The 20569-nt window shown below is 47.5% G+C and carries 17 protein-coding genes; 6 read left to right on the top strand and 11 right to left on the bottom strand.

Annotated elements, in window-relative coordinates; genetic code table 11:
- Window positions 1-84: 84 nt before the first annotated feature.
- Window positions 85-1293: a PQQ-binding-like beta-propeller repeat protein gene (locus AACZ40_RS05615; protein WP_291172903.1), complete on the bottom strand. Its 1209-nt coding sequence runs from the start codon at window positions 1291-1293 to the stop codon at window positions 85-87.
- 586 nt (window positions 1294-1879) lie between these two features.
- Here AACZ40_RS05615 and AACZ40_RS05610 point away from each other — a divergent pair.
- Window positions 1880-3196 carry a HEAT repeat domain-containing protein gene (locus AACZ40_RS05610; RefSeq protein ID WP_291172905.1) on the top strand — a complete coding sequence of 439 codons (1317 nt, stop codon included), beginning with the start codon at window positions 1880-1882 and terminating at the stop codon, window positions 3194-3196.
- A gap of 17 nt (window positions 3197-3213) precedes the next feature.
- On the opposite strand, the gene AACZ40_RS05605 is transcribed toward AACZ40_RS05610, so the two are convergent.
- The 3 genes from AACZ40_RS05605 to AACZ40_RS05595 all read right to left on the bottom strand — a co-directional run bounded on the left by AACZ40_RS05605 (window position 3214) and on the right by AACZ40_RS05595 (window position 7860).
- Complete coding sequence (locus tag AACZ40_RS05605) at window positions 3214-4569, bottom strand: sulfotransferase family protein (RefSeq protein ID WP_291172907.1); 1356 nt, start codon at window positions 4567-4569, stop codon at window positions 3214-3216.
- A 54-nt stretch (window positions 4570-4623) separates the two neighbouring features.
- Entirely contained in the window at window positions 4624-6846 is a 2223-nt protein-coding gene (locus AACZ40_RS05600; RefSeq protein WP_291172909.1) for a biotin/lipoyl-binding protein, read from the bottom strand.
- Between the two features lie 69 nt (window positions 6847-6915).
- Complete coding sequence (locus tag AACZ40_RS05595; RefSeq protein WP_291172912.1) at window positions 6916-7860, bottom strand: efflux RND transporter periplasmic adaptor subunit; 945 nt, start codon at window positions 7858-7860, stop codon at window positions 6916-6918.
- A gap of 675 nt (window positions 7861-8535) precedes the next feature.
- Between AACZ40_RS05595 and AACZ40_RS05590 the strand changes: the two genes are divergently transcribed.
- Window positions 8536-10563, top strand: a complete 2028-nt coding sequence (locus AACZ40_RS05590) for an HlyD family efflux transporter periplasmic adaptor subunit (protein ID WP_291172913.1) — start codon at window positions 8536-8538, stop codon at window positions 10561-10563.
- A gap of 97 nt (window positions 10564-10660) precedes the next feature.
- On the opposite strand, the gene AACZ40_RS05585 is transcribed toward AACZ40_RS05590, so the two are convergent.
- The 6 genes from AACZ40_RS05585 to AACZ40_RS05560 all read right to left on the bottom strand — a co-directional run bounded on the left by AACZ40_RS05585 (window position 10661) and on the right by AACZ40_RS05560 (window position 16160).
- On the bottom strand, window positions 10661-11284 hold the full coding sequence (locus tag AACZ40_RS05585; protein ID WP_291172915.1) for a hypothetical protein: 624 nt from the start codon (window positions 11282-11284) through the stop codon (window positions 10661-10663).
- Between the two features lie 130 nt (window positions 11285-11414).
- On the bottom strand, window positions 11415-12815 hold the full coding sequence (locus AACZ40_RS05580; RefSeq protein WP_291172918.1) for a POT family MFS transporter: 1401 nt from the start codon (window positions 12813-12815) through the stop codon (window positions 11415-11417).
- Window positions 12816-12841: 26 nt separating this feature from the next.
- Window positions 12842-13555: a DNA repair protein gene (locus tag AACZ40_RS05575; RefSeq protein ID WP_291172921.1), complete on the bottom strand. Its 714-nt coding sequence runs from the start codon at window positions 13553-13555 to the stop codon at window positions 12842-12844.
- Window positions 13556-13584: 29 nt separating this feature from the next.
- On the bottom strand, window positions 13585-13890 hold the full coding sequence (locus AACZ40_RS05570; protein WP_291172923.1) for a hypothetical protein: 306 nt from the start codon (window positions 13888-13890) through the stop codon (window positions 13585-13587).
- Window positions 13880-14827: a metallophosphoesterase gene (locus tag AACZ40_RS05565; protein ID WP_291172926.1), complete on the bottom strand. Its 948-nt coding sequence runs from the start codon at window positions 14825-14827 to the stop codon at window positions 13880-13882. Before AACZ40_RS05565 ends, AACZ40_RS05570 begins: the two co-directional genes overlap by 11 nt.
- Window positions 14817-16160: an AAA family ATPase gene (locus AACZ40_RS05560; RefSeq protein WP_339673561.1), complete on the bottom strand. Its 1344-nt coding sequence runs from the start codon at window positions 16158-16160 to the stop codon at window positions 14817-14819. Before AACZ40_RS05560 ends, AACZ40_RS05565 begins: the two co-directional genes overlap by 11 nt.
- 195 nt (window positions 16161-16355) lie before the next feature.
- Here AACZ40_RS05560 and AACZ40_RS05555 point away from each other — a divergent pair, with 195 nt between their 5' ends.
- From AACZ40_RS05555 to AACZ40_RS05545, 3 genes are all read left to right on the top strand, one after another.
- Entirely contained in the window at window positions 16356-17537 is a 1182-nt protein-coding gene (locus AACZ40_RS05555) for a lactonase family protein (RefSeq protein ID WP_291172930.1), read from the top strand.
- Between the two features lie 76 nt (window positions 17538-17613).
- Window positions 17614-18270: a phosphoribosylanthranilate isomerase gene (locus AACZ40_RS05550; protein ID WP_291172932.1), complete on the top strand. Its 657-nt coding sequence runs from the start codon at window positions 17614-17616 to the stop codon at window positions 18268-18270.
- A gap of 209 nt (window positions 18271-18479) precedes the next feature.
- The gene (locus AACZ40_RS05545) at window positions 18480-18908 is read left to right on the top strand and encodes a response regulator (RefSeq protein ID WP_291172935.1); all 429 of its coding nucleotides are present in this window, start codon (window positions 18480-18482) and stop codon (window positions 18906-18908) included.
- A 17-nt stretch (window positions 18909-18925) separates the two neighbouring features.
- On the opposite strand, the gene AACZ40_RS05540 is transcribed toward AACZ40_RS05545, so the two are convergent.
- Complete coding sequence (locus AACZ40_RS05540) at window positions 18926-19420, bottom strand: DUF420 domain-containing protein (protein WP_291172937.1); 495 nt, start codon at window positions 19418-19420, stop codon at window positions 18926-18928.
- 324 nt (window positions 19421-19744) lie between these two features.
- Here AACZ40_RS05540 and kdsB point away from each other — a divergent pair, with 324 nt between their 5' ends.
- Window positions 19745-20497 carry a 3-deoxy-manno-octulosonate cytidylyltransferase gene (gene kdsB, locus AACZ40_RS05535; RefSeq protein ID WP_291172940.1) on the top strand — a complete coding sequence of 251 codons (753 nt, stop codon included), beginning with the start codon at window positions 19745-19747 and terminating at the stop codon, window positions 20495-20497.
- Window positions 20498-20569: the final 72 nt, after the last annotated feature.

Here is a 20569-nt window from a genome sequence, read left to right as displayed (position 1 = left end):
ATTGAAGGTTGGTTGTGTTGTTTACGTGCTCCGTTATCGCACTCTCGTGGTATCTATCAACCCCAAATTTAAAATGACACTCCACTAGTTATCGGCGTTTTCACTATCGGCAGGAGTCTCTGCCTGCGGATCCTTAACGGCAGATTCTGGCACCACCTCGGGAAGAATCGGATACTTATCCTGATTTTTAAATCGGATCGGAAATGGCAGATCCTTCTGTTTCAGACACAAAATAATCCCAGATTCTGAAGCGCAGAAGATCCGATCCGTCTGCTCATTCATGAGTTTAACCTGAAATTTACGAAGAGGAACAGCCGAAAGAACTGCACCGTCGGTGCGGGACAGCACCAGTAAATTTCCAAGTTCATCTGTCGCATAGACACGAGTCGGCGACATTGAGATAAATCGTGAGCCCAGAGGTTGCCACCATTGCTCCTGACCTGACAGAGCTGAAAGCTGAAACAGACCGTTTTTCTTTGAGGAAATATAGACTTCATTCTCCAGGACAGAAACAGGCATGACTAATGGAAATGAGGTTCGAATCCTCCAGCGCACAATACCATTCAATATATTCAGACAATACAGATTCTGGTCTTCAGAGGCCAGAAAAATGCTTTTATCATCTTCAGCGAGATTGGCGGAAATCGGTGCGTCAGTCTCGAACTGAAATGCAAGTTGCCGCTCCTGAAGTGTTACTGAATAAAGTGATCCATCCTGACTGGCAAACAGTAAAGTCCGATTTGTAACCAGGGCAGGAGTGTTGATCGCATCACCTGTCTGATAGGTCCATCGAATTGCTCTTTCCCGCCAAGCCGGCAGTCTGGACTCATTACTTAATTCGTCCAGTTTTTCCAAATCCCATGCATACACCCGACCACTCAATGTGCCCACAAAAATTGTATCTTCATCTACTGTGAGGCTGGTTGAAGGGGAGCCCGGCAGTTGCAGTTCCCAGTCGATTTCGCCATTCAAACGCTCAATCGCGTACAATTTTGTACCTACTGTGATGTAAACATATTTGGAATTGGATACCGGGGGATAACTGATATTGTTTCCACGCCCTAACTGAGTCGACCACAGTTTTTTGCCAGTTTCATTATTGAATGCAGTGATAATGCCGGCTGTGGAAAGGGCATAGAGATTGATTTCATCAATGGTCAGATGCACGATCCGGTCCCGTTGTGGATCCACCGTCGCCTGGCCCCACCAGACACGTTCGAGATCGTATTGTCCCAATTGCCGCTGTGTCGGTATCGTGATACCTACCGAAGATTCATTTAATCGCTGAGCCATCAGGCAATCAGTTCCGGAAACTGAAAGCACTAATGTCAGCAAAGCAGTCGTCAATTTCTTCCAAACAGGCATAGCACAATCTTTTTCAAGATGAGTTTTAGAACAGCGTTCTTTTCAGAACAAAAAATGTTCCGGACCAGAGAGACCAGACAGTAGTTGCACACTCCAAGTCTACAATACAGACTGCCATAGACCGAAATCGGTCTGAAAAAAGCAACTCCATCGCAGGATTTTCGGCATGCACCCTGGCTAACACATCCTATTCTACCCACTCTCCCAAACGAGAATCCAGCTTTGTTATCACATCATTTTAAGAATTTCCACCAATACCACTGAACATTCCCCTACAATCTTGGTCCATGAGCCGTCGAAGATAAAACTGGCACTGACTTGAGAACACTTTTGCCCTTCTGACTCGTTTCATTTTTATTTTTTCATCAGTGGCGATGTTTTAAAACAGTCATCTCACAGAAAGTTCCTGTCCCGCTTTTACACGATATGATAAAATGATTGAACAGTCGACTGAGCTTCAGTCAGGTACTCTGACAAATAAAATATCTTAATACGGACATGAGAAAACAGCATCATGTTTACTGAATTTTATTTCCGGTCATCATCCTCTACGACATTCCTGGTCTGCCTGTTGTTTTCGATTACTGCTTTTCAGGTACCAGGGAATTGCGACCTGATTAAATTGAAGGCAGGGGGAGAAATACGCGGCAAACTGCAAAGACATGACTCGGACACAGAGGAAATTCGAATCATTGAAACTTTGAGTGGCAGCAGAATTGCGGTCGCTGCCCGGCAGATCGAATTTGTTACCAATCGTCCGCTGTCTGTGGAGGAATATGAAACCCGTGCCAGGCAAATCTCGGATACTGTTCAAGAACATCTGGAACTGGCTGAGTGGTGCTCTGAAAATCATCTGATTTCGCAACGTCACGAAGAACTGGAAAAAGTTTTATTACTGGACCCGGATCACGCGAAAGCACGTGCGGCACTGGGTTATACAAACAGAGATGGAGAGTGGATGACCCGCGATGATGTCATGCGGAAAAATGGTTACATCAAATATAAAGGGCGATACGTCTCTACGGCAGAACTTGAACTTCTGGAAAAGAATGAAGCAGAAATTGCTGAAGAGCGAAAATGGTTTAAGAAAATCAAGCTCTGGCTGACACTAATGAATAGTAACGATGTCCAGTCACAGCAGGATGGTTTAAAAAACATCCAGTCTATCAACGACCCGTTCGCAGTAGCAGCCCTGGCGCGGCTGATGGGAAAACATGAAAATTACCTGGTGCGTTCGCTGCTCGTCACGACTCTGTCACAGATTACGGGTGACAAGCCTCTCAGACCACTGGCAGAGCTGGCATTGTCAGATCCCCTGCAGGCAATTCGCGAATCAGCACTGCAGGCACTTTCCCGAAGGGATGCATCTCAAGCGATCGTCTACTTTATTGAAGCTTTGAAAAACAGATCCAACCTGATTGTCCGGAGAGCTGGTGAAGGTCTGGAAGTCATCGGAGACGAATCCGTAGTACCGGAACTGATCTCTGCACTGGTCACCAGCCATACTTACCGTGTCCGAGTTCCCGATACCAGTTCAACATACAGCTTCGGTGCAAATGGAACGTTTGGAAATACAGGCGTGGTTTTACCGCCTGAGATTGAAGCGGGACTGCTGGCAGGTCGGTATCCAAATGGAGTGATCGTACTCCCCTCACAACAACCCAGAGTGCGTATGCGAACTGTCTCAGTCAAACATAACCATCAAAATGAAGCCGTACTGTCCGCCCTGCAGGAGATCACACAACAGAACTTTGGATACAATCAGAGACTCTGGCAGCTCTGGTGGTCTTCCACTCAAAACAAAACAGGAATTGTTCCCGTAGTCCAGTAATGATAATCTGCCTTGCTTCAGTTCAGACTTTGGGACGTACCCGTCAAAGCCTCTCGGAGTGGATCAAGATATTGATCATAATTCTTCCAGCGATCCAGGCCGGACCTGTTCATCGGCCTGCGCACCTGCCAGTTACTCGCCGTTGTCACAGGTCGTGAATTGTCTTCAAACGAAAGACAGGCATCATCCCAGGCCATCCCCGTCCATTCAATCAGTTTCCGGGAGACGTCTTCCTGCTGGTTCACCAGATCAGTATAATGCAGATCAAAAGGAGTTGTTGGCAATACTTCCAGCCAGTGTTGCATCAGGCGTTCGTACTCTCGAAAGTAAAGCCCAACGTGAGTTAACTCAAACGAATACTCATGACCACGTCGAAAACGCTGAAAATAACAGGAAAGACAGGTATCAAGTGGGTGTCTGCGACAGTGAATCACTTTGGCGTGAGGAAACATGATTGCCAGCAGGCCAAGGTGTAAAAAATTTCCCGGCATCTTATCTACAATTCGCGCAGCCGACTGGTCGAACGTTCGCAGACGACGCAGATAGGCATCCGCGAAACCGGAAAATACTTTTTCCGGCAGATAAGGTACACATTCCGGATAGTCCATTTTTTGCGATGCATGCTGTGACATCGTACCTGAAATACTGGAAATATCGGGAAGTTCTCCCGCTCCATGAATTTCAGGATGACTCGACAGGATCTGTTCAACCAGAGTCGTACCAGTGCGGGGCATACCGACGATAAATACAGGAACCCTGCTCTGATGACCGCAGGCAGCCAGTTCTCTGATACGCTCGGCTGTAAAAACGGTAATGATGCGGTCGATATCTTGTCGAAAACGGTCGATATCAAATGTGGCACCTTTGTAACGATTGCCCATCTCGTAAAAGGCAAAAGCCTTATCGTATTCTTGAGCATCATTGAAGATTTTACCGGCTGCAAAGCCCAGGAAACAGCGATCCTGATCAGACAAATCGGTCCTGGCTGACTGTTGCTCAAGCTCAGCCAGAATGGGTTCATCCGATTTAAATTTTCTGGTTGCTGAATAGTTAAAATATGCTTCTGCATAATCGGGTTTTAATTTCAGAGCGGTCAGATAATGTTCTTCTGAAAGCTCAAATTCTCCCACCAGCCGATAGATGGCTGCAAGGTTGTGATGATACTCGGCGATTTTCGGATGGAGAGAAATCGCTTTTTTCAGAAGATCGATTCCCAGTGAGTGCTCTCCAGACTGGGAATTCGCTAATGCATACAGGTGGAGAAACTGAGAATTATTGACGTTGGCTGGATAGTAAGGCCGCATCAGGGCTTCAGCTTTAATCGCCTGATTTGCCTGCAATAACTTGACAGCTTCGGAAATGATATTGCTCATAATAACTCCGATTCAAGATTGAGATGCTTCTCGTAAGCCGCTGCAATCGTTGACTCAGAGTCGAAAATGAAACGTTTTGCGAAAGTAGCGCCAGAGCCATTGTCCGGTTGTCAGTTCGCTCACCAGAAACCGTGCCTTACCTCTCATGTTCGAACGAAAAAGAGTCACGTCTACATCCAGTGGAACAATAGCCTGATAGGCGGTACTGGTCAGTTTTTCCCGCCCGTCTTTATCCGTTACCGTAGGCAACTCACCTCCCATTTTATTGGAGAGAGTCGGAGGCACATAATCCAGGTGCCCCTGCGCTACTCGCTCTATTTTTGAAGTGTAAATCTTTTCGGGAAGATGTTCCAGTTTTAATTCAACTTCCTGATCCTGGTTAAAGTCGTTCCGATACTCCTGATCGATAAACAGAACTGCCTGGTACCGAGGTTCAGGCGCAATACTCAGCATGTGAGTGCGCTCTTCAAGATAACAATTGGCATTTTTGGGATCGAGCGGGGATCCGAACCAGCGGGATAGCTGTTTCTTGGAATCTGACAACTTTGGCTCGGGTTGACTGGCGGGAGCAATAACCACTCCGCTGACAGGAGCGACCACTTCAAGGTTTTTGATTTGCTCTTTTAGATCTTCAATCCGTTCCTGGATATTTGCCAGCTTTTCTTCAGAGACCCTGAGACCTGCCAGATCATCCAGGGCACGATATTTTGCAATCTCATCCATCTGAATGTCACGATCCGTATTTAACTGCCGCAATTCATCCAGCTTTTCGATATTCACGATATTCGCGAGTTTCTGACCTTTGACTACGTGTTGACCCGGTTCGACATAGACCTCTTCAAGTCGCCCACTGCCGGTCGTATAAACGTGCTTTACATTGTAACCTTCTACAATAAAGGGTGCTTCAAAATGCATGGGAACGGGAATCAGAAGAATTCCAAGAATCACGGCGGCGGTGACAGTCAGCGTCGCTGAGACTTTGAAGTAATTCATGGGTTCAGCCCTCGGAGCAGCAATAATTTTGTAAATGTTAAAGACAATACCACCTAAAAATGAAGCGATCGATATCACAGCCAGTGTAATTCCAATACTCTGTAAATCGTAAGGCTTCAGCACGGTGTACAGGAACAACGTAATCCCGAACATAATGAACCAGCGATAGAGTGCGGCGGAAATCGCATAGACGATAAACCAGAACTTGCCCGTTTCCGGCATGAACGGATCACGTTGAGACTCAATTCCCAGGCAATACCAGGCAAACGTGTCACGCAAATGTTTATCAGCTTTCTGCCTGAGATTGGGAATTTCCAGAAAATCGCTCATCATGTAATAACCGTCGAATCGCATCAACGGGTTGGCATTGAAGATCACAGTTGTCACAGTCGAAACAAAGAACAGGTTTAATGCCAGGTGATTCAGCAGTCCGGGTTTGGTAAACCACCAGATCCAGACAGCAATCGCTGACATGATCACCTCGATATACATCCCGGCTCCGCCGATAATAATTCGCTGCCACTTATTTCTCAGCATCCAGGAGTCGGAAACGTCGCAGTAAAGACAGGGGCTGAATACCAGGAACATGATCCCCATCCCGTGACACTCACCGCCATAATGTTTACATGACAGTCCATGGCCAAATTCGTGGATGACCTTCGCCGCTCCCAGCACAAACCACATATAAATCAGGTTCGGCCAGCCAAAGAACTGCTGAAACTCCGGAAGACGACTGCGGAAGGCTTCAAACTGTACCCCGATCAGGATCCAGGAAGAGACAATCAGCAGGGCGAACATCAGCGCCGCCCAGGGTTCCCACATCCATTTGACATAGGGATAAAGTCTTTGAAGACTTGTTTCCGGATCCCAGCCCGGGAGTCTGAGATAGAGGACATTCTTAAGTGTCGTGGTTAATTTCTTCTTATGTTCTTCCCGACGTTGTTTGATCAGCGTCACCCCCTGACCGGGTCGTCCACTGGTCAGCAGTCCTTTCCGGTACAGGTCTGAGATCAATTGTTGAATTTCAGAAATGGAAAGCAGCAATGTGGGGTACTGTCGATGTACTTCATCTTTGATTTCTTCCGGACAGCGCGCTCCGTTCAATAGATTCAGGATGTAATACTGTTCGGGATGGAGACGGGTATACTTAAGCGAAACGGGATCTTTAATGACCCAGTATCCGAGTCCTTTATAATGAATCCACTTACTGATTAAATCATCGCGCACACTTAACGGAATGGGTCGTTCCGTTGAGGATGTCATTGATTCACTTAATGTGCTCATAAGCCCGTTCTGAAATCAATCAGTAAAAGAATGTGATTTAAATCTGTCTGCTTCTGCCGGATGCTGAGATTATTTGGCATCACTCTTCTGGGCGACCTTGCTCTCTGGCTTATCAGTCATAATCTTCATCGTCGCCATGTAACCAGCTTTCAGATCATCATCCAAATTTTCGACTTCCGCCCAGACCCGTATCGATTTTCCGTGAATCGGTTCTACTTCGACATCAACAAAAATGATCTTACCTGGATACGATTTATCTTCGATCGGCAGACGCACACCGGGAATATCCAACTGGACTTCTACCGGAGTTCCGATCTGAAACTTCCAGGTATCATCGATATTAACATAGCTTTCGACTTTGACCCGTTTAGTGCTGACAAGTTCCAGAACTTCGTCTCCATGCCGGACAACTTCTCCCGTCGATCGAAACTTTTTGGTAACGATGCCATCAAAGGGAGCAATGATTTTAGTCTCCTCAATTTGCGCATCGATTTCATCCAGCTGTAATTTATTCATTTCGAATTCCAACTCCGCCTGTTCAATCTGCAGATCACTTTTTTCCGCGTTCAAAGTCAGGCGTTTGATATCCAGCTTTGTAACGGCGTTCGGAACACGCTTATTAATATCCAGGTTAATTTCGAGTTCGACATAAGCGGTATCTCTTGCTTTTTGAGAATAGCGAATTTCAATATCATTGGTCGCTTTTTTCTTTGCCGTTGCCTTTGCTGCCTGTAAGGCATCACTTTTTAAAGCGGCAATCACCTGGCCTTTTTTGACCAGCTCACCTTCATTAGGTTCAACGTACTCAAGTACTCCCGGCCGATCGCTACCCAGGATCACTCGGTCAATCAATTTAATGCGGCAGTTATTGACGGTGATCGATGACTTGGAACTGACAGTTGAGTCATCTGCTGGCTGCTTGTCGTCTGCACAGAGAAGGTCTTCACCCGGAACCAGGCAGAGTCCCCACGCCAGCATCGAGTAGATCAAAGTATTCTTCAAAGTTAAATTCATGAATTTGTTCCAGATCAGATTCGCGGATAGTTGTGAGAATATTGTATCTTGCAGTGCCAGAGTCAGACAAAATACCCGGACATATAAATATAGACACTTCTGTGCCTAATATCTAACGCCTCACTCCCCCCCATGACAAGCGTTTTCTCACACACCCGATGTTAATTTTACAGGACAGAACGGACCATAACGATGCGCTGCCGGACGACACCTCAGCCATAAATCCCTTACACATATCCCGATCGCTCTATTTTAACATCCAGCAGTTTGACGACCGCAGAAGGCACTAAACCTTATTTTTTGTAAGTCGCTGACATGATTTAGATTATATCAGGTAACCATGATACGTATGTTATACTATGAATATTTGAGCGTCTTTTAATGTGAAGGCCATTTATAGGATTATTTGCTGATAGAGGGGTTAGGTAAATCTTCCGTTTCTTTTACGCAACATGAGTAAAAAATTACATTTACAGCAAAATGGAATTTTGCAATTGCCCTGCTGCTCCCATAAAATTTCAAAATGTAAGGCTGTCCAGATCATAATTCTGCAACGCGCCTGCAGCAAAAAACCAGTATCTATCACAAACATACCGTATAATTAGTGGAAGTCACTCAGCTTCCGCCAATCAGGTACCGGAATTACTCGAACGACATAACAGGTAACCTATCTCTATGACAAGCACTCAATCACCGACACCGGCTCAGACGCGGGAACGTGTCATTCGTATCGCGCGGGAGATCGAAGAGTTCGCTCATTCCAATGTGGCTGCAGAGACCTTTTTTCGAGAATTTCTCAGACGTGTGGTTGCTGGACTGGGAGCGACCGCAGGAGCCGCCTGGCTCATTGACGAAAGCGGTCGGCTGGCAGTGAAAAGTGAACTGAATCTGGCTGATACCGGATTCTATGAAGAGCCGGAAGCCATTCTCAAAAACCAGCGTCTGTTATCCGATGTCTTATCAACAGCCGAAGCACGCATCTTTTCAGCCGATGCGGAAAACGATGTCCACCTGCCAACGGACAACCTGATTGTTGTTGCAGCACTCACGATTCGAAAGAAACCGGTTGGTGTCATTGAAATTTTCCAACGTTCCAATGCCCCCAAACAGGCTCATTCCGGCTATCTGCAGTTTGTTGAGCAAATGTCCGGTTATGCCTCCCATTATCTGGCCGAACGGGAGAAAGCCAGCCAGACAGATTCTTCGCTGGAAGCATGGGAAGAAGTCGACCAGTTCGTGCAGCAGATTCATCGCAGTCTTGATCTGACAGAAGTAGGGGCGACCGTTGTCAATGACGGCCGACAACTATTGAATGCAGATCGTGTCAGTCTGGCAATGCAATACGGCAAGAAGACTGTGATTCAAGCGATCAATGGCCAGGACAAGGTCAACAAACGGGCCAACACAGTACGTCTACTTTCGAAACTGGCAAACAAAACTCTGGCCATGCGGGATACCTTTCTGTACTCGGGCTCGAATGATGCGATTCCTCCCCAAATTGAGGAGCCACTGGCCGACTACCTGCAGGAAAGCGGGTCGCGGATGATTCTGATCGTCCCGCTCTTCGAACCAGACAAGGTCATCAAATCAGACGAAGAAGCACTGGGGCGTATGAAGGATACCCCCAGAAAACTGATTGGCGGCTTGATCGTAGAGCAGATTACCGACAGCCAGCCCCGCCCTCACCTGGAGAGCCGAGCGGAGCTTCTGTCTGGTCATATCGCCAGCGGCATTGCTAACTCACGCAATTACGAAAGCATCTTTATGATGCCACTCTGGAGATTTATCGGTCGCTGCTTCGCTGCATTGCGGGGCAAAACACTGGTAAAAACCCTGGTAATTATTGCCTTGATTGCCGCTGCGGGTGTCGCTCTGGCACTGATCCCCTATGATTATCGCGTTAGCTGTGACGGACGGCTCATGCCAACAGTTCAGCGCGAAGTCTTTACCAACTGGGAAGGGGAAGTGGTCGCAATTCACGTTGAAAGTGGTCAACGTGTGAAAAAGGGAGACCTCCTGGTTGAAATTCGAAATGAAGATCTCAAAGCACAGGTACTGGAAACAGAAAACAAGCTGAATGAACTCCGACTGATGCGGTTAACTTTAAATGCGCAGTTGCAGTCAGGAAATAACAACAAACGCCCCGTTGATGAAATTACGAAACTGCGTGGTCAGTTAAACGAGACGGAGACCCAGATTTCTGGAGTGATAAAACATCTGGAAATCTTGAAAGACCGGCTGGACAAATTGAATGTCAAAGCCCCCATTGATGGAGTTGTTACCACGTTCCAGATTGAACAGCTTCTGATCAATCGTCCCGTTCAGCGTGGTGAATTATTGCTGGAAATCATGGATCCCAATGGTCCCTGGCAGCTGGAACTGGGCGTGGAAGAAAAACGTATGGGACATATCCTGCGTGCCACCGAAAGAAAGGGAGATATCGGACTGCCAGTGGAATTCATCCTGGCAACATCTAATGAACTGTCTTATGAAGGCGAAGTCACTGAAATTTCCACTCGGACCAACTCATCTGAAGAAAGTGGCAGTATCGTGGAAACCTATGCTACCTTCGACAAGGAAAAACTTCCCCTGCTTCGCATCGGGGCCGAAGTCAGCGCCAAGATTGACTGTGGCGAACGCAGCCTGTTTTATGTCCTGTTTGGAGATGTGGTCGAAACCTGTCGTCGGTACTTCTGGTTTTAATGCAGTTTCCATGACTGGTAACTACGATTAAATAAAAAACTCCCCTGTTCGCAAAAACAGGGGAGTTTTTTTAATGGCCACGATTCGTGAAGTAATACTATTCCACTTTCGGTTTGGCTTCTTCTTCAGCAGGGGCAGCTTTCTCAGCTTCTGGCTTTTTCGACTCTGCCTTTTCATGGTCATGTGCATGTTCAGCATGATCGTGTCCTTCATGCTCGCCATGCTTCAGATCAACATGAAAATGATTTTCACCGATATCCAGATGGAAGTGACCATTCAGATCTGCTTCTTTTTTAATCGAATCGGGAATGGCTTTTCCTTCAGCAACAAAGCGTGAAGATTTCCCATCTTTTTCTCCCTCCAGAGGTTTGGCAGCCAGGGGGATCTCGTGTTCTTTGTCACCGATTTCCATATCAAAATCGATTGTTTCTCCGGCAATGGGGAATGCCGTTTTGGCATCGGGTCCCAGAATATAAGCTGTCAGTGTGCGGCCGGCTTCATCAAAGACCACTTCCACATGATACTGTTCTTCTCCTACTTCCAGTATATGCCCGCCATTAGGTCCATGTTCGTGTTCATGCTCATGCGCATGCTCGCCTTCCGCTGATGCTGCAGAGTCTTTATCGTCAAAAGTACGTGTGTCACTCTGTGCAGAACAACCAGCGAATAACGCCAGCCCGAAGCTACATACTGCCACTTGAAATGTTTGTGAGAAACGCATTTCTAATTCCTTAATCAATGTAGTAAAAGTATATTGGAGTTCTCTGTCTGCCGAGTTGCCCAGTCGACTGAACAAATCATAACAGTATCAGATAGAATTAAAAGCAGCCCGCGATGAATTTCAAGCCGACTTATTGAATCCCTTCCTCTTCGGCCTGAGCAGTGTCGACCTCATCATCCTGGATATAGGTCTTACCTTTGTAGAACCTGGCAACAAAAACAAATAGGACCGCGGCTACAAACATCAAACCGGAAAAGAACCAGAAATAACTGGCTCCTTCCAGTTTTGAAGTTGTTTCATCGATCATGATGAATTTATTGACCTCTGCTGTCATCAGGTTTCCGACTGTCATCGAAAGAAAATACAAAGACATGATGAATGATTTCATCGATTTGGGTGCCTGTGTATACGAAAATTCGAGACAGGTAATGGAAACCATCACCTCCCCTGCTGTCAGAACAAAATACGGAACCGCCTGCCAGAGAATAGAGGGAGGACTGCCGGTTGAGGCGTCAATGCGGATTTGAATCAAGGCAGTGATGGCAAACGAAGCAGCCGCCAGAAAAAATCCGATCGATATCTTTCGCAATGGAGTCAGCGGAAATACTTTGTCAATCAACGGGTAAATCACATATGAGAATGTGGGAATCAGAATCAGAATAAACAGGGGGTTAAACGCCTGCACTTCCGCAGCCCCCAGTTTAATTTCCCCAAAAGGGGTCATCAGATCCTGATCCATTTTGACTCCCTGCAGTACCCAGGAAGAGCCGGTTTGATCAAAGAGTGACCAGAAAATGGGAAGAAATACATAATACAATACTGAAAGATTCAATAACGCCTGCAGACCTTCCTTCCCAAACGTCTCTGTACGGAATTTTTTCCAGCCTGAAGGTGGGATATGTACAAACTTGTTACGACCGAGCCAAAACAGTATTGTGGCCAGCAACATTAATATCCCGGGAATCCCAAATGCATAATGCGGACCATAATACTCAAGCACCTTGGGAATCATGATTGAAGAAATAAACGCCCCCAGGTTGATGGCGAGATAAAACCAGCCAAATACTTTACTGAGCAGATGCTGATTCTTATTCCCGAACTGGTCCCCCACATGCGCAGAGACACAGGGCTTAATCCCCCCTGCCCCGATAGCAATGAGAGAAAGGCCAATGAATAGCCCGACTCGTGTTTCATCAATGGCAAGCGCCAGATGACCCAGGCAGTAAACAACAGAAAGTATGAGAATTGTTTTATACTTTCCCCAGAACACATCCGAGAGAATCGACCCTAACAAGGGGAAAAAATAGACAGCAGCGACAAACTGGTGAAAATAAGCGATCGCCTTCTCGTCCGACATATGGTCCGGTTCACCACTGGCATTCAACATGTACTGTGTCATGAATACAACCAGTATTCCGCGCATGCCATAAAAGCTGAACCGCTCTGCTGCTTCGTTCCCGACAATATAGGGAATCCCTGAGGGCATTTTTTCAGTGGGAACGGGTGCGGTTTTATATTTCGCCTGTGCCATAAATGAACCAAATCCTTTGATAAAAATCAGCGCTCGTAATGTGTGGTATTGTGGTCCTGCCAGTCCGTGTCAATTTTCTGTACCTGAACGCCTTCTTTCGACGGACTAAATTGATAAATGCAATCAGCATAGCGTTCGAACATGCTGGAGTCGTGATGGCTGATCATGATAATCTGAAAGCCGAGCGCTTGCCCGGCTTCATGAATGATTTTCACGAGTCGAGGGACCAGATCGGGCCGCAACCAGCAATCCTGTTCATCCAGAACCAGGACGCGGCGGTGTTCTTTCTCATCGAGTGTCATCAGGGCAAACATCCGTAAGCCGACCGAAAGCACGTTGGCAACCGAACCTCCCTGCCCGCGCATGATGTCTTCTGTGTTTCCCTCACGTTCAATCTGGAATTCAACGCTGGCAGAATTATGTTTCCACTCGGCATTGGCTATGAGTTTCAAGGGCTGCTCCAGAACCTCCTGCAGCGCAATCGTCAACTTTTCCTGTATCAGTTGCAGTTCCTGTTCAAACAACTGCCCACTGAGGGTTTCCAGAGCTTCGGTCACCTGTCCAGATATTGCGATATACTGTTCTGTTAACTGTATCTGTTCGGTCAGTGTGATTTTTTCTTTGATTTTCTGCTTCCGAACCGCCGACAGTTCCCAGCATTTACGCTGCAACGGGAGAGGCGATCGCAATTCTTCCGTAGCAAAATCCGGGTGATCAGAGGAAGGCGGTTTATTCATCATCTGTATTCTTAATCCACTGCTTTCAGAGTTCAGGTCGCGTCAGAAGCGTGATGTTCGGTTTCAATTTTCTGCAGTTCTGCTTCAATTTGAGTCAGACTCTGATGATATTCCGCACGTTTGCGTGAATTCTCGGCTTTCATCTGCTCCAGCTTTTCTTTTAATGCATCCAGCTCATCGGTGCCATATTCTTCCCGTGCCTGCTGTTTCAGTTCGTTCAGATTCTGTTCTGCATTGACCAGATCGCGTTCCGATTCAATCTTACGTTTATTCAGTTTCTGAAACTGTTCGGTTAACACCTCTATTTCGGGCACTGCTCCTGGTTGATCAGTCGTCATGGTTCGAAACCTCATTTGCTAATTTTTGTACTTCATCCGCAACCGCGGGCTGAAACTGCGTTAAATTTTTTTCCAGAAATAATTTCAGGCCGGCACCACTGTCTGTGCGACGTGTCTGTAATTCTGCCAGCCCTGAAATGAAAGCTGAAGGGAGCCCCTGCTCTGTATCATCCTGTACCTCAGCGTGAAAGATTTCGTCGAAGGGCTGATGGGGCACTTCGACCACGGATCGCTGCCAGCCTTCAGTCGTAACTTCCAGCTTCAGTACTGAAGGCACGTGAGCCCGAGAGGCATCGCTGCGAGAACGGCGGACTATGTTGCCGGGAGTCACCCAGGTGGTCTGTCCTTTTATGACATCTTCCAGCCTGCGATGGATATGACCGTTTATTACGTAGTCAACGCCTTCAATTTCATAGGGTTTAAAATGGCCCTGTTCCTCGTAGCCGGGAACGATCAGATCATGATGAGTCACCCAGATCACCAGTGGCGGGTCTTCTCCGGGAGCAATTTCAATCGCTCCAGGCAGCTTTCTTCCCCAGGATGTCCCGCCAATCAAAACCGAACGCCCCTGCATTTTCCCCCGCCAGGGTGTTTCGGCTGAGAGTAAATGATACTTTCCTGCCTGAATGAGAATACTGAGAGTATCGTGTTCATTCAGTTGATTTTCCCGACAATCATGATTGCCGTATATCCCGTAAACCGGAGGCTCAAACAAGGAGAGCAACTGACATAACAGCCAGTTCTGATTATCCCGGGGAACATGGAACAGGTCCCCCAGCAGAACAGGCAACAGGTTTTGCTCGCGAGCAGTCTGCAGACACCAGCGTAATTTTTCCAGCACGATTTGAGGATAGTCATCTTTGCGAAATCCAGGGACGCGGCCTTCTACATGTGGATCGCCGATCAACAACACGCCAGAGTATTCTTCATGTACCATGTGAGTGCCCCTGTAACCCCGTTTCCGCAGTTCTGATAAACTGGTCGGGCTCTAATTCTGCACCGCAGGTCGGGCAACTGGGATTTTCCTCAACCCACTTCAACAACTGAATGCGGACAGACTCGTATTCGGACTCGCATTTCGCATGAAGGGAACATTGTGCGTTGAATTGATCAGCAGCCTGCTCCCATTGCTGACAGAGTTGTTCCATTTTCTGCAGATCGATCAGTTCGGGCGGAGACTGACAGGACTCCAGTACTCTTGATTCTTGCCTGTCGATACGAGTGCGTTCTTCAGACACCGCAAGTTTTTGAATCATTTTTTGTAGAGACTCTGTTTCTGCCAGATGCGGAGGTTCATTTAATTGTTTCAGACAATCCCCCGTCGCGGATGCAGATTTAGCGACCTGTTCCAGACTGAGTATCTCTCGGATCATTTTTTCGAGTTGATCTGTCTCTTGCAGGGAAGGTGGAACCGTCAGGGTCTGAAGTGCCGAAATCTGCAATTGCTTCACCCTGGTTTTATATTCAATTGCCACAAATCGCTGCGTCAGTACAGCGAGCGGTTGCTCATTTTCCTGCTGCAGCGATTCAGGCAATATATTTAATGTTGCTACCGTATCTGACAGCCGCGACACTCGCTGCTCTGCCTGTTGAAATTCCTGAATGAATGCTTCAAGATTTCGAATCTGCTGCTGTTCTTTCTGCAGAGATTCATAGCTTAGATTGAGCAATTCCAGCTTGTTTTCCAGGTCAGGGATGGGTTTCAGCAATTCGAGTGCGATTTCGGCCTGTTTTAATTCGTTCTGCTGTCGCTGATATTCCTGTTGTGCCGTTTTCACTTTGCTGCGATGCAGTTTCTGCATCTCGATCAGAACCGACGCGTCTGAGGAGGAAGCAAAGAATCGTGCCGCGCGACTGCCGCGGTCCCCCAGCAGAAAGATGGGTGACTTCTGTTCGCCGAAATGAACATCGAATTCATCTGCGTCGCCCGCTTTGACTTTGGATAATTTCAATATTTCATGTAGCTGATCGGGGACGCTGTTCCGCAAGCGATGGAAATCCACTCCATCGATATTGTAACTGACCGTTTTCTTTTTACGTTTCCATTCAATCATGTGTCCGTCGTCTGTTTCGACGATGACGCGACACTCTTTTTCCCCATGCCTGACCATGAAATCGCCGGACGTATTGTCTGCCAGAATCTGAAGCGCGGAGACAAAAGCAGACTTGCCGCAATTATTGGGTCCGGTCAGCACCGTCAAGCCGGGCGACAGATCAATCACGGTGTGTGAGTGGCTCATAAAATTATGTAATGTAATCCGTTTTAACATGCCTGAAAGTATAATCTCCCTTGTCGATAAATCACAGGACAGGCACACCCGGTATTTCAGATCCTGGGAGAATCTGACCATTGCGTTTCGTAGTGCGTTTATGTCAAATAATCTGAGACAGGTATTTCTGGCTGGATCAGGCCAGCTCCGTTCTTTTCCGTATTTCAACTCTCCTGTTCGATGTAAGGACAGTCCATGTTTTCGTCGCATCCATTCCTGACAGCCACTCTGTTACTGCTCCCGATAATCGGTTCTATATTCGTTTCTCCCCCGAGATCTGCTGCAGCTGAATATCGGGTGTATGTGGGCACCTATACTCGTGGGAGTGACAGCCAGGGTATTTATCAACTCAGCATGGACTCTCAGACAGGGAAGCTCTCTCTGGTGGGCGTCACGGAAAATGTGGAGAACCCCTCGTTTCTCGCGATTCACCCCAACCAGAAATTTCTGTACGCCGTCAACGAAACTCGTGATTTCCAGGGGCAAAAATCGGGAGCCGTCAGCGCTTTTACCATTGATCCTCAGACGGGAAATCTGACGTTTCTCAATCAGCAGTCTACCCGCGGAGGCGATCCCTGCCACCTGGTTGTTGATGCTACTGGTAAATATGTCCTCGTAGCGAATTACGGCGGAGGTAATATCTGTTCGCTGCCTTTGTTGAAAAATGGATCGCTGAAAGAAATCACCTCATTTGTGCAGCACTCCGGCTTCAGCGTCAATCCTGCTCGCCAGAAAGCCCCACACGCACACTCCATCAATCTTGATCCCCAAAATCAGCATGCGATAGTCGCAGACCTGGGGATCGATCAACTGCGGATCTACCAGTTTAATGCGGAAGATGGATCACTGGCACCAAATCCTGTCCCCGGTTTCAAACTGCCCCCCGGAGCGGGACCGCGCCACTTCACTTTTCACCCCACGGGTAAATGGGGCTATGTCATCAATGAATTGAATCTGACCGTCACCGCCATGAACTATAATGCGATCACAGGCACCTTTGAGGAAATCCAGACGATCACCACGGTTCCTCCGGGAACAGATTTCAAAGGCAACTCCACCGCGGAAGTTCAAGTGCATCCCTCGGGGAAGTTTTTGTACGGTTCGAACCGGGGGCCGAATACACTGGCCATGTACCGGATTGATGAGCAGAGCGGCAAACTGACTTCTATCGGTTTCCAGCCTACTGGCGGCGCAATGCCACGCAATTTCAAGATCGATCCATCAGGATCGTTTCTGCTTGCAGCAAATCAGAATACAAACAACATTATGGTATTCCGCATTGACCAGAAAACCGGATTACTGCAACCAACGGGGCATGAGATCCAGGTTCCCAAACCAGTCTGTATCAAATTCATCCCGATCACTGCTACCCCTTGAGTCACGTACAGACTATAATTCACTTTTGATGAAACCTTTATTGGAAGCTGACTGCCCCCTCAACAAGTGAAGTAAGATGTGGATTAAAATCTGTGGCATACAAGATCCCGAGACAGCGTGTACCGTTGCCGATCTGGGCGCTACTGCCCTGGGACTGAATTTTTACTCACCATCCCCCCGTTTCATCGATCTTGCCACTGCCAGAGAGATCCAGTCAGCAATTGGCTCCCGCGAGATCACGCTGGTGGGATTATTTGTCAATCACTCATTGTCAGATGTAATCACAACCTGTAAAGCCCTCTCCTTAAGTATAATCCAGCTGCATGGCGAGGAGCCACCTGAATTTCTGGCAGAACTGGCTCAACAGTTTCCCACCCTTACCATCATCAAGGCGATTCGCACCAGTGAACCAGATCTCTCATTTCTGGAGTCGTATCTGAAGGCCTGTGACCAAACCGGAAAACGCCCTGACCATATACTCATAGACGCCTATTCACCCATATCCTATGGTGGCACAGGTCATCTTGCTCCCTGGGAAATGATTCGCAGGGAATACCGGTATAGTGACTGGCCTGCGCTGATTTTGGCAGGAGGACTGACGCCAGAGAATGTGAGTGAAGCCATCACCGCTGTTCAGCCTTTTGGCGTCGATACTGCCAGTGGGGTCGAAGATCAACCGGGAGTCAAAAACCGGGATCGAGTTGCAGCATTCATAAATCAGGCGAAAAAGTGAAGAAACACCTTCCCTAAAGCCGCTACAACAGGTCTCAGAGATCATCTGAAAATTGAAGATTCATGACAGTTTTCTATAACTGCCTTGAGAATCGGTTGATAGAGGCATACCATATACGCAGGGCAGGTGTGTCCCGAGGATGTGACGCCGGGTCACTTTAATTCAGGAGTCGCGAGAAACTACTGGTTTCTCCAGGGAATTTAAAAACCATGTCAACCGATTATACGATTTTATTGATCGAAGATGACCGCGAAATTTCAAGTACGCTGAGCGGTGTCATCAAGTCAGCTGGTTACAATATCATTGTTGCCCCCAATGGCCTGGAAGGGCAGAAGCTGGCACAATCTGAGAACCCGGATCTGGTCATTACTGATATGATGATGCCTAAAATGGGTGGATTCCCGGTACTGGAGACTCTGAAATCACTCCCCTCACCTCCCAAGGTCATCATGATTACCGCCAACGAAGGGGGGCGTCATAAAGCTTACGCTGAAATGCTGGGTGTGGATGATTACCTGCGAAAGCCCTTCGCGATGGATACGTTTCTTGATGCAATTGCACGCGTCCTTGCTAAAGACAGCGGCGACGATGAGAAGCCAGCCAAAGGACCTGTAACCCGCTCACGCAAAAAGTCCTGAGCACTGAAATCAGACTTTCAACTGCTGACCATAAATGCGACATAGTACCAGTACAGGCCGGTTATCGATGTCAGCGTGATATCAATCGTTGAAATCCAACCCAGCTTTTTGTGCAGACTGCTGTGCGCACAGGGTACAGGAGGATCGGGGATTCGTTTCAAAGCCAGAAACAGCGTGGCAGCCCAGAAGAATGGTGTGCTGACAGCAAAAATCAGATGGACATACAGCACATTACGAACATAATGAAATTGTTCGGGAGTGAGTGGTGTGGTGCGCTGTTTGACGATATTCTGCCATCCCCCATGCATGAGTTGCACATCAACTTCAAAAGCGGTCACCGCAACAAGCAGTACGGCACCCAGTAAGATCTGCAGTTTTTTGTGCAGGGAATAATTTCGTTTGATTTTGACTGTATAGAGGCTGAACAGCAATAAAGGCACGATCAGGACGAGTGCCGAGACAACAAAATCCAACATGAATGTTGAGCGATAGCCTAAAAATCCATGCTCCATCTGAAAATCCTGTCTGGGAATATAGGGGGGCTAATTTTACCGTCACGCACCATATCAGAACATCAGATCTCATCCAATAGCAGCCTGTCAGCCTCCTCACAGACTTCCTGTCATTAAAGACATAGATTTACTGGTGCCCCACTTGATGTCTCGTACAATCGGTTGATAAATTGACGGAACGAGAGCGCATCCCATTTGACCTCAGCGTCCGTCAATCGATTCCAGTCGGTTCCAATGCCCCTGGAGACGCTACAGTAAAACTGGACACAGTCCAGAAGTCGTTTCAATCAGGGCCATCCAACAGAAAACACAGGAGGTGTTCGTATGCAAATTTGTGGTGTCATTCCAGCCAGACTGCAATCGACTCGGTTACCCGGGAAACTATTGCTGAACGAAACAGGTAAAACGTTAATTCAGCATACCTGGGAAGCTGCCGCCAGTTCCGATAAACTGGACCGGTTAATTGTCGCTACCGACAGTCTGGAAATCATGGAATGCGTACATGGATTTGGCGGGAAAGCCTGTCTGACAGGTGAGCATCCCAGCGGCACCGACAGAATTGCAGAAGTGGCAAAGAACGAACTGTTCGATGCTGAAATCCTGGTTAATATTCAGGGAGACGAACCTGAGATTTCGCCTGAATTTATTGATCAACTGATTGACGTTTTGATTCAGTCTCCGTCAGCAGATATGGCGACACTGGCCACTCCCATTCGTGATATTGAGCAGTTACAGGACACCTCCTGCACGAAAGTCATCTGTCGCACAGATGGTTCTGCCATGTACTTTAGTCGCCTGCCCATCCCTTTTACACGAGACCGGAAACCAGAATCATTCCTGCCAGATCAGAGCCCCTGGCTGCTCCATCTCGGCATCTATGCATACCGCCGGCCCTTTCTGTTGAATCTGACCCAGATTCCACCGACTCCGCTGGAGCAACTGGAAAAACTGGAACAGTTACGGGCTCTGGAATCAGGTGCCACCATCCAGGTCGCTCAAGTCACCCACCCGTCTGTGGGTATTGATACTCCCGAAGATTACGCACAATTTGTCGCACGTACACAACGGAACAAATGAGAAACCATAGCGAAATACAGACGAAACACTTGACCTAAGCATTTGTTAACACTCGCCTTATTTCTACACCCC

This window comes from uncultured Gimesia sp. (assembly GCF_963972345.1).
Lineage (GTDB): Bacteria > Planctomycetota > Planctomycetia > Planctomycetales > Planctomycetaceae > Gimesia.
This window is presented reverse-complemented; position numbering and strand designations above follow the sequence as displayed.

Bases quoted from the DNA above. Each gene is read 5' to 3' on its own strand.
- AACZ40_RS05615 (WP_291172903.1), bottom strand. From the start codon at position 1,293: ATGGCTCAGCGATTAAATGAATCTTCGGTAGGTATCACGATACCGACA.
- AACZ40_RS05610 (WP_291172905.1), top strand. From the start codon at position 1,880: ATGTTTACTGAATTTTATTTCCGGTCATCATCCTCTACGACATTCCTG.
- AACZ40_RS05605 (WP_291172907.1), bottom strand. From the start codon at position 4,569: ATGAGCAATATCATTTCCGAAGCTGTCAAGTTATTGCAGGCAAATCAG.
- AACZ40_RS05600 (WP_291172909.1), bottom strand. From the start codon at position 6,846: ATGAGCACATTAAGTGAATCAATGACATCCTCAACGGAACGACCCATT.
- AACZ40_RS05595 (WP_291172912.1), bottom strand. From the start codon at position 7,860: ATGAATTTAACTTTGAAGAATACTTTGATCTACTCGATGCTGGCGTGG.
- AACZ40_RS05590 (WP_291172913.1), top strand. From the start codon at position 8,536: ATGACAAGCACTCAATCACCGACACCGGCTCAGACGCGGGAACGTGTC.
- AACZ40_RS05585 (WP_291172915.1), bottom strand. From the start codon at position 11,284: ATGCGTTTCTCACAAACATTTCAAGTGGCAGTATGTAGCTTCGGGCTG.
- AACZ40_RS05580 (WP_291172918.1), bottom strand. From the start codon at position 12,815: ATGGCACAGGCGAAATATAAAACCGCACCCGTTCCCACTGAAAAAATG.
- AACZ40_RS05575 (WP_291172921.1), bottom strand. From the start codon at position 13,555: ATGATGAATAAACCGCCTTCCTCTGATCACCCGGATTTTGCTACGGAA.
- AACZ40_RS05570 (WP_291172923.1), bottom strand. From the start codon at position 13,890: ATGACGACTGATCAACCAGGAGCAGTGCCCGAAATAGAGGTGTTAACC.
- AACZ40_RS05565 (WP_291172926.1), bottom strand. From the start codon at position 14,827: ATGGTACATGAAGAATACTCTGGCGTGTTGTTGATCGGCGATCCACAT.
- AACZ40_RS05560 (WP_339673561.1), bottom strand. From the start codon at position 16,160: ATGTTAAAACGGATTACATTACATAATTTTATGAGCCACTCACACACC.
- AACZ40_RS05555 (WP_291172930.1), top strand. From the start codon at position 16,356: ATGTTTTCGTCGCATCCATTCCTGACAGCCACTCTGTTACTGCTCCCG.
- AACZ40_RS05550 (WP_291172932.1), top strand. From the start codon at position 17,614: ATGTGGATTAAAATCTGTGGCATACAAGATCCCGAGACAGCGTGTACC.
- AACZ40_RS05545 (WP_291172935.1), top strand. From the start codon at position 18,480: ATGTCAACCGATTATACGATTTTATTGATCGAAGATGACCGCGAAATT.
- AACZ40_RS05540 (WP_291172937.1), bottom strand. From the start codon at position 19,420: ATGGAGCATGGATTTTTAGGCTATCGCTCAACATTCATGTTGGATTTT.
- kdsB (WP_291172940.1), top strand. From the start codon at position 19,745: ATGCAAATTTGTGGTGTCATTCCAGCCAGACTGCAATCGACTCGGTTA.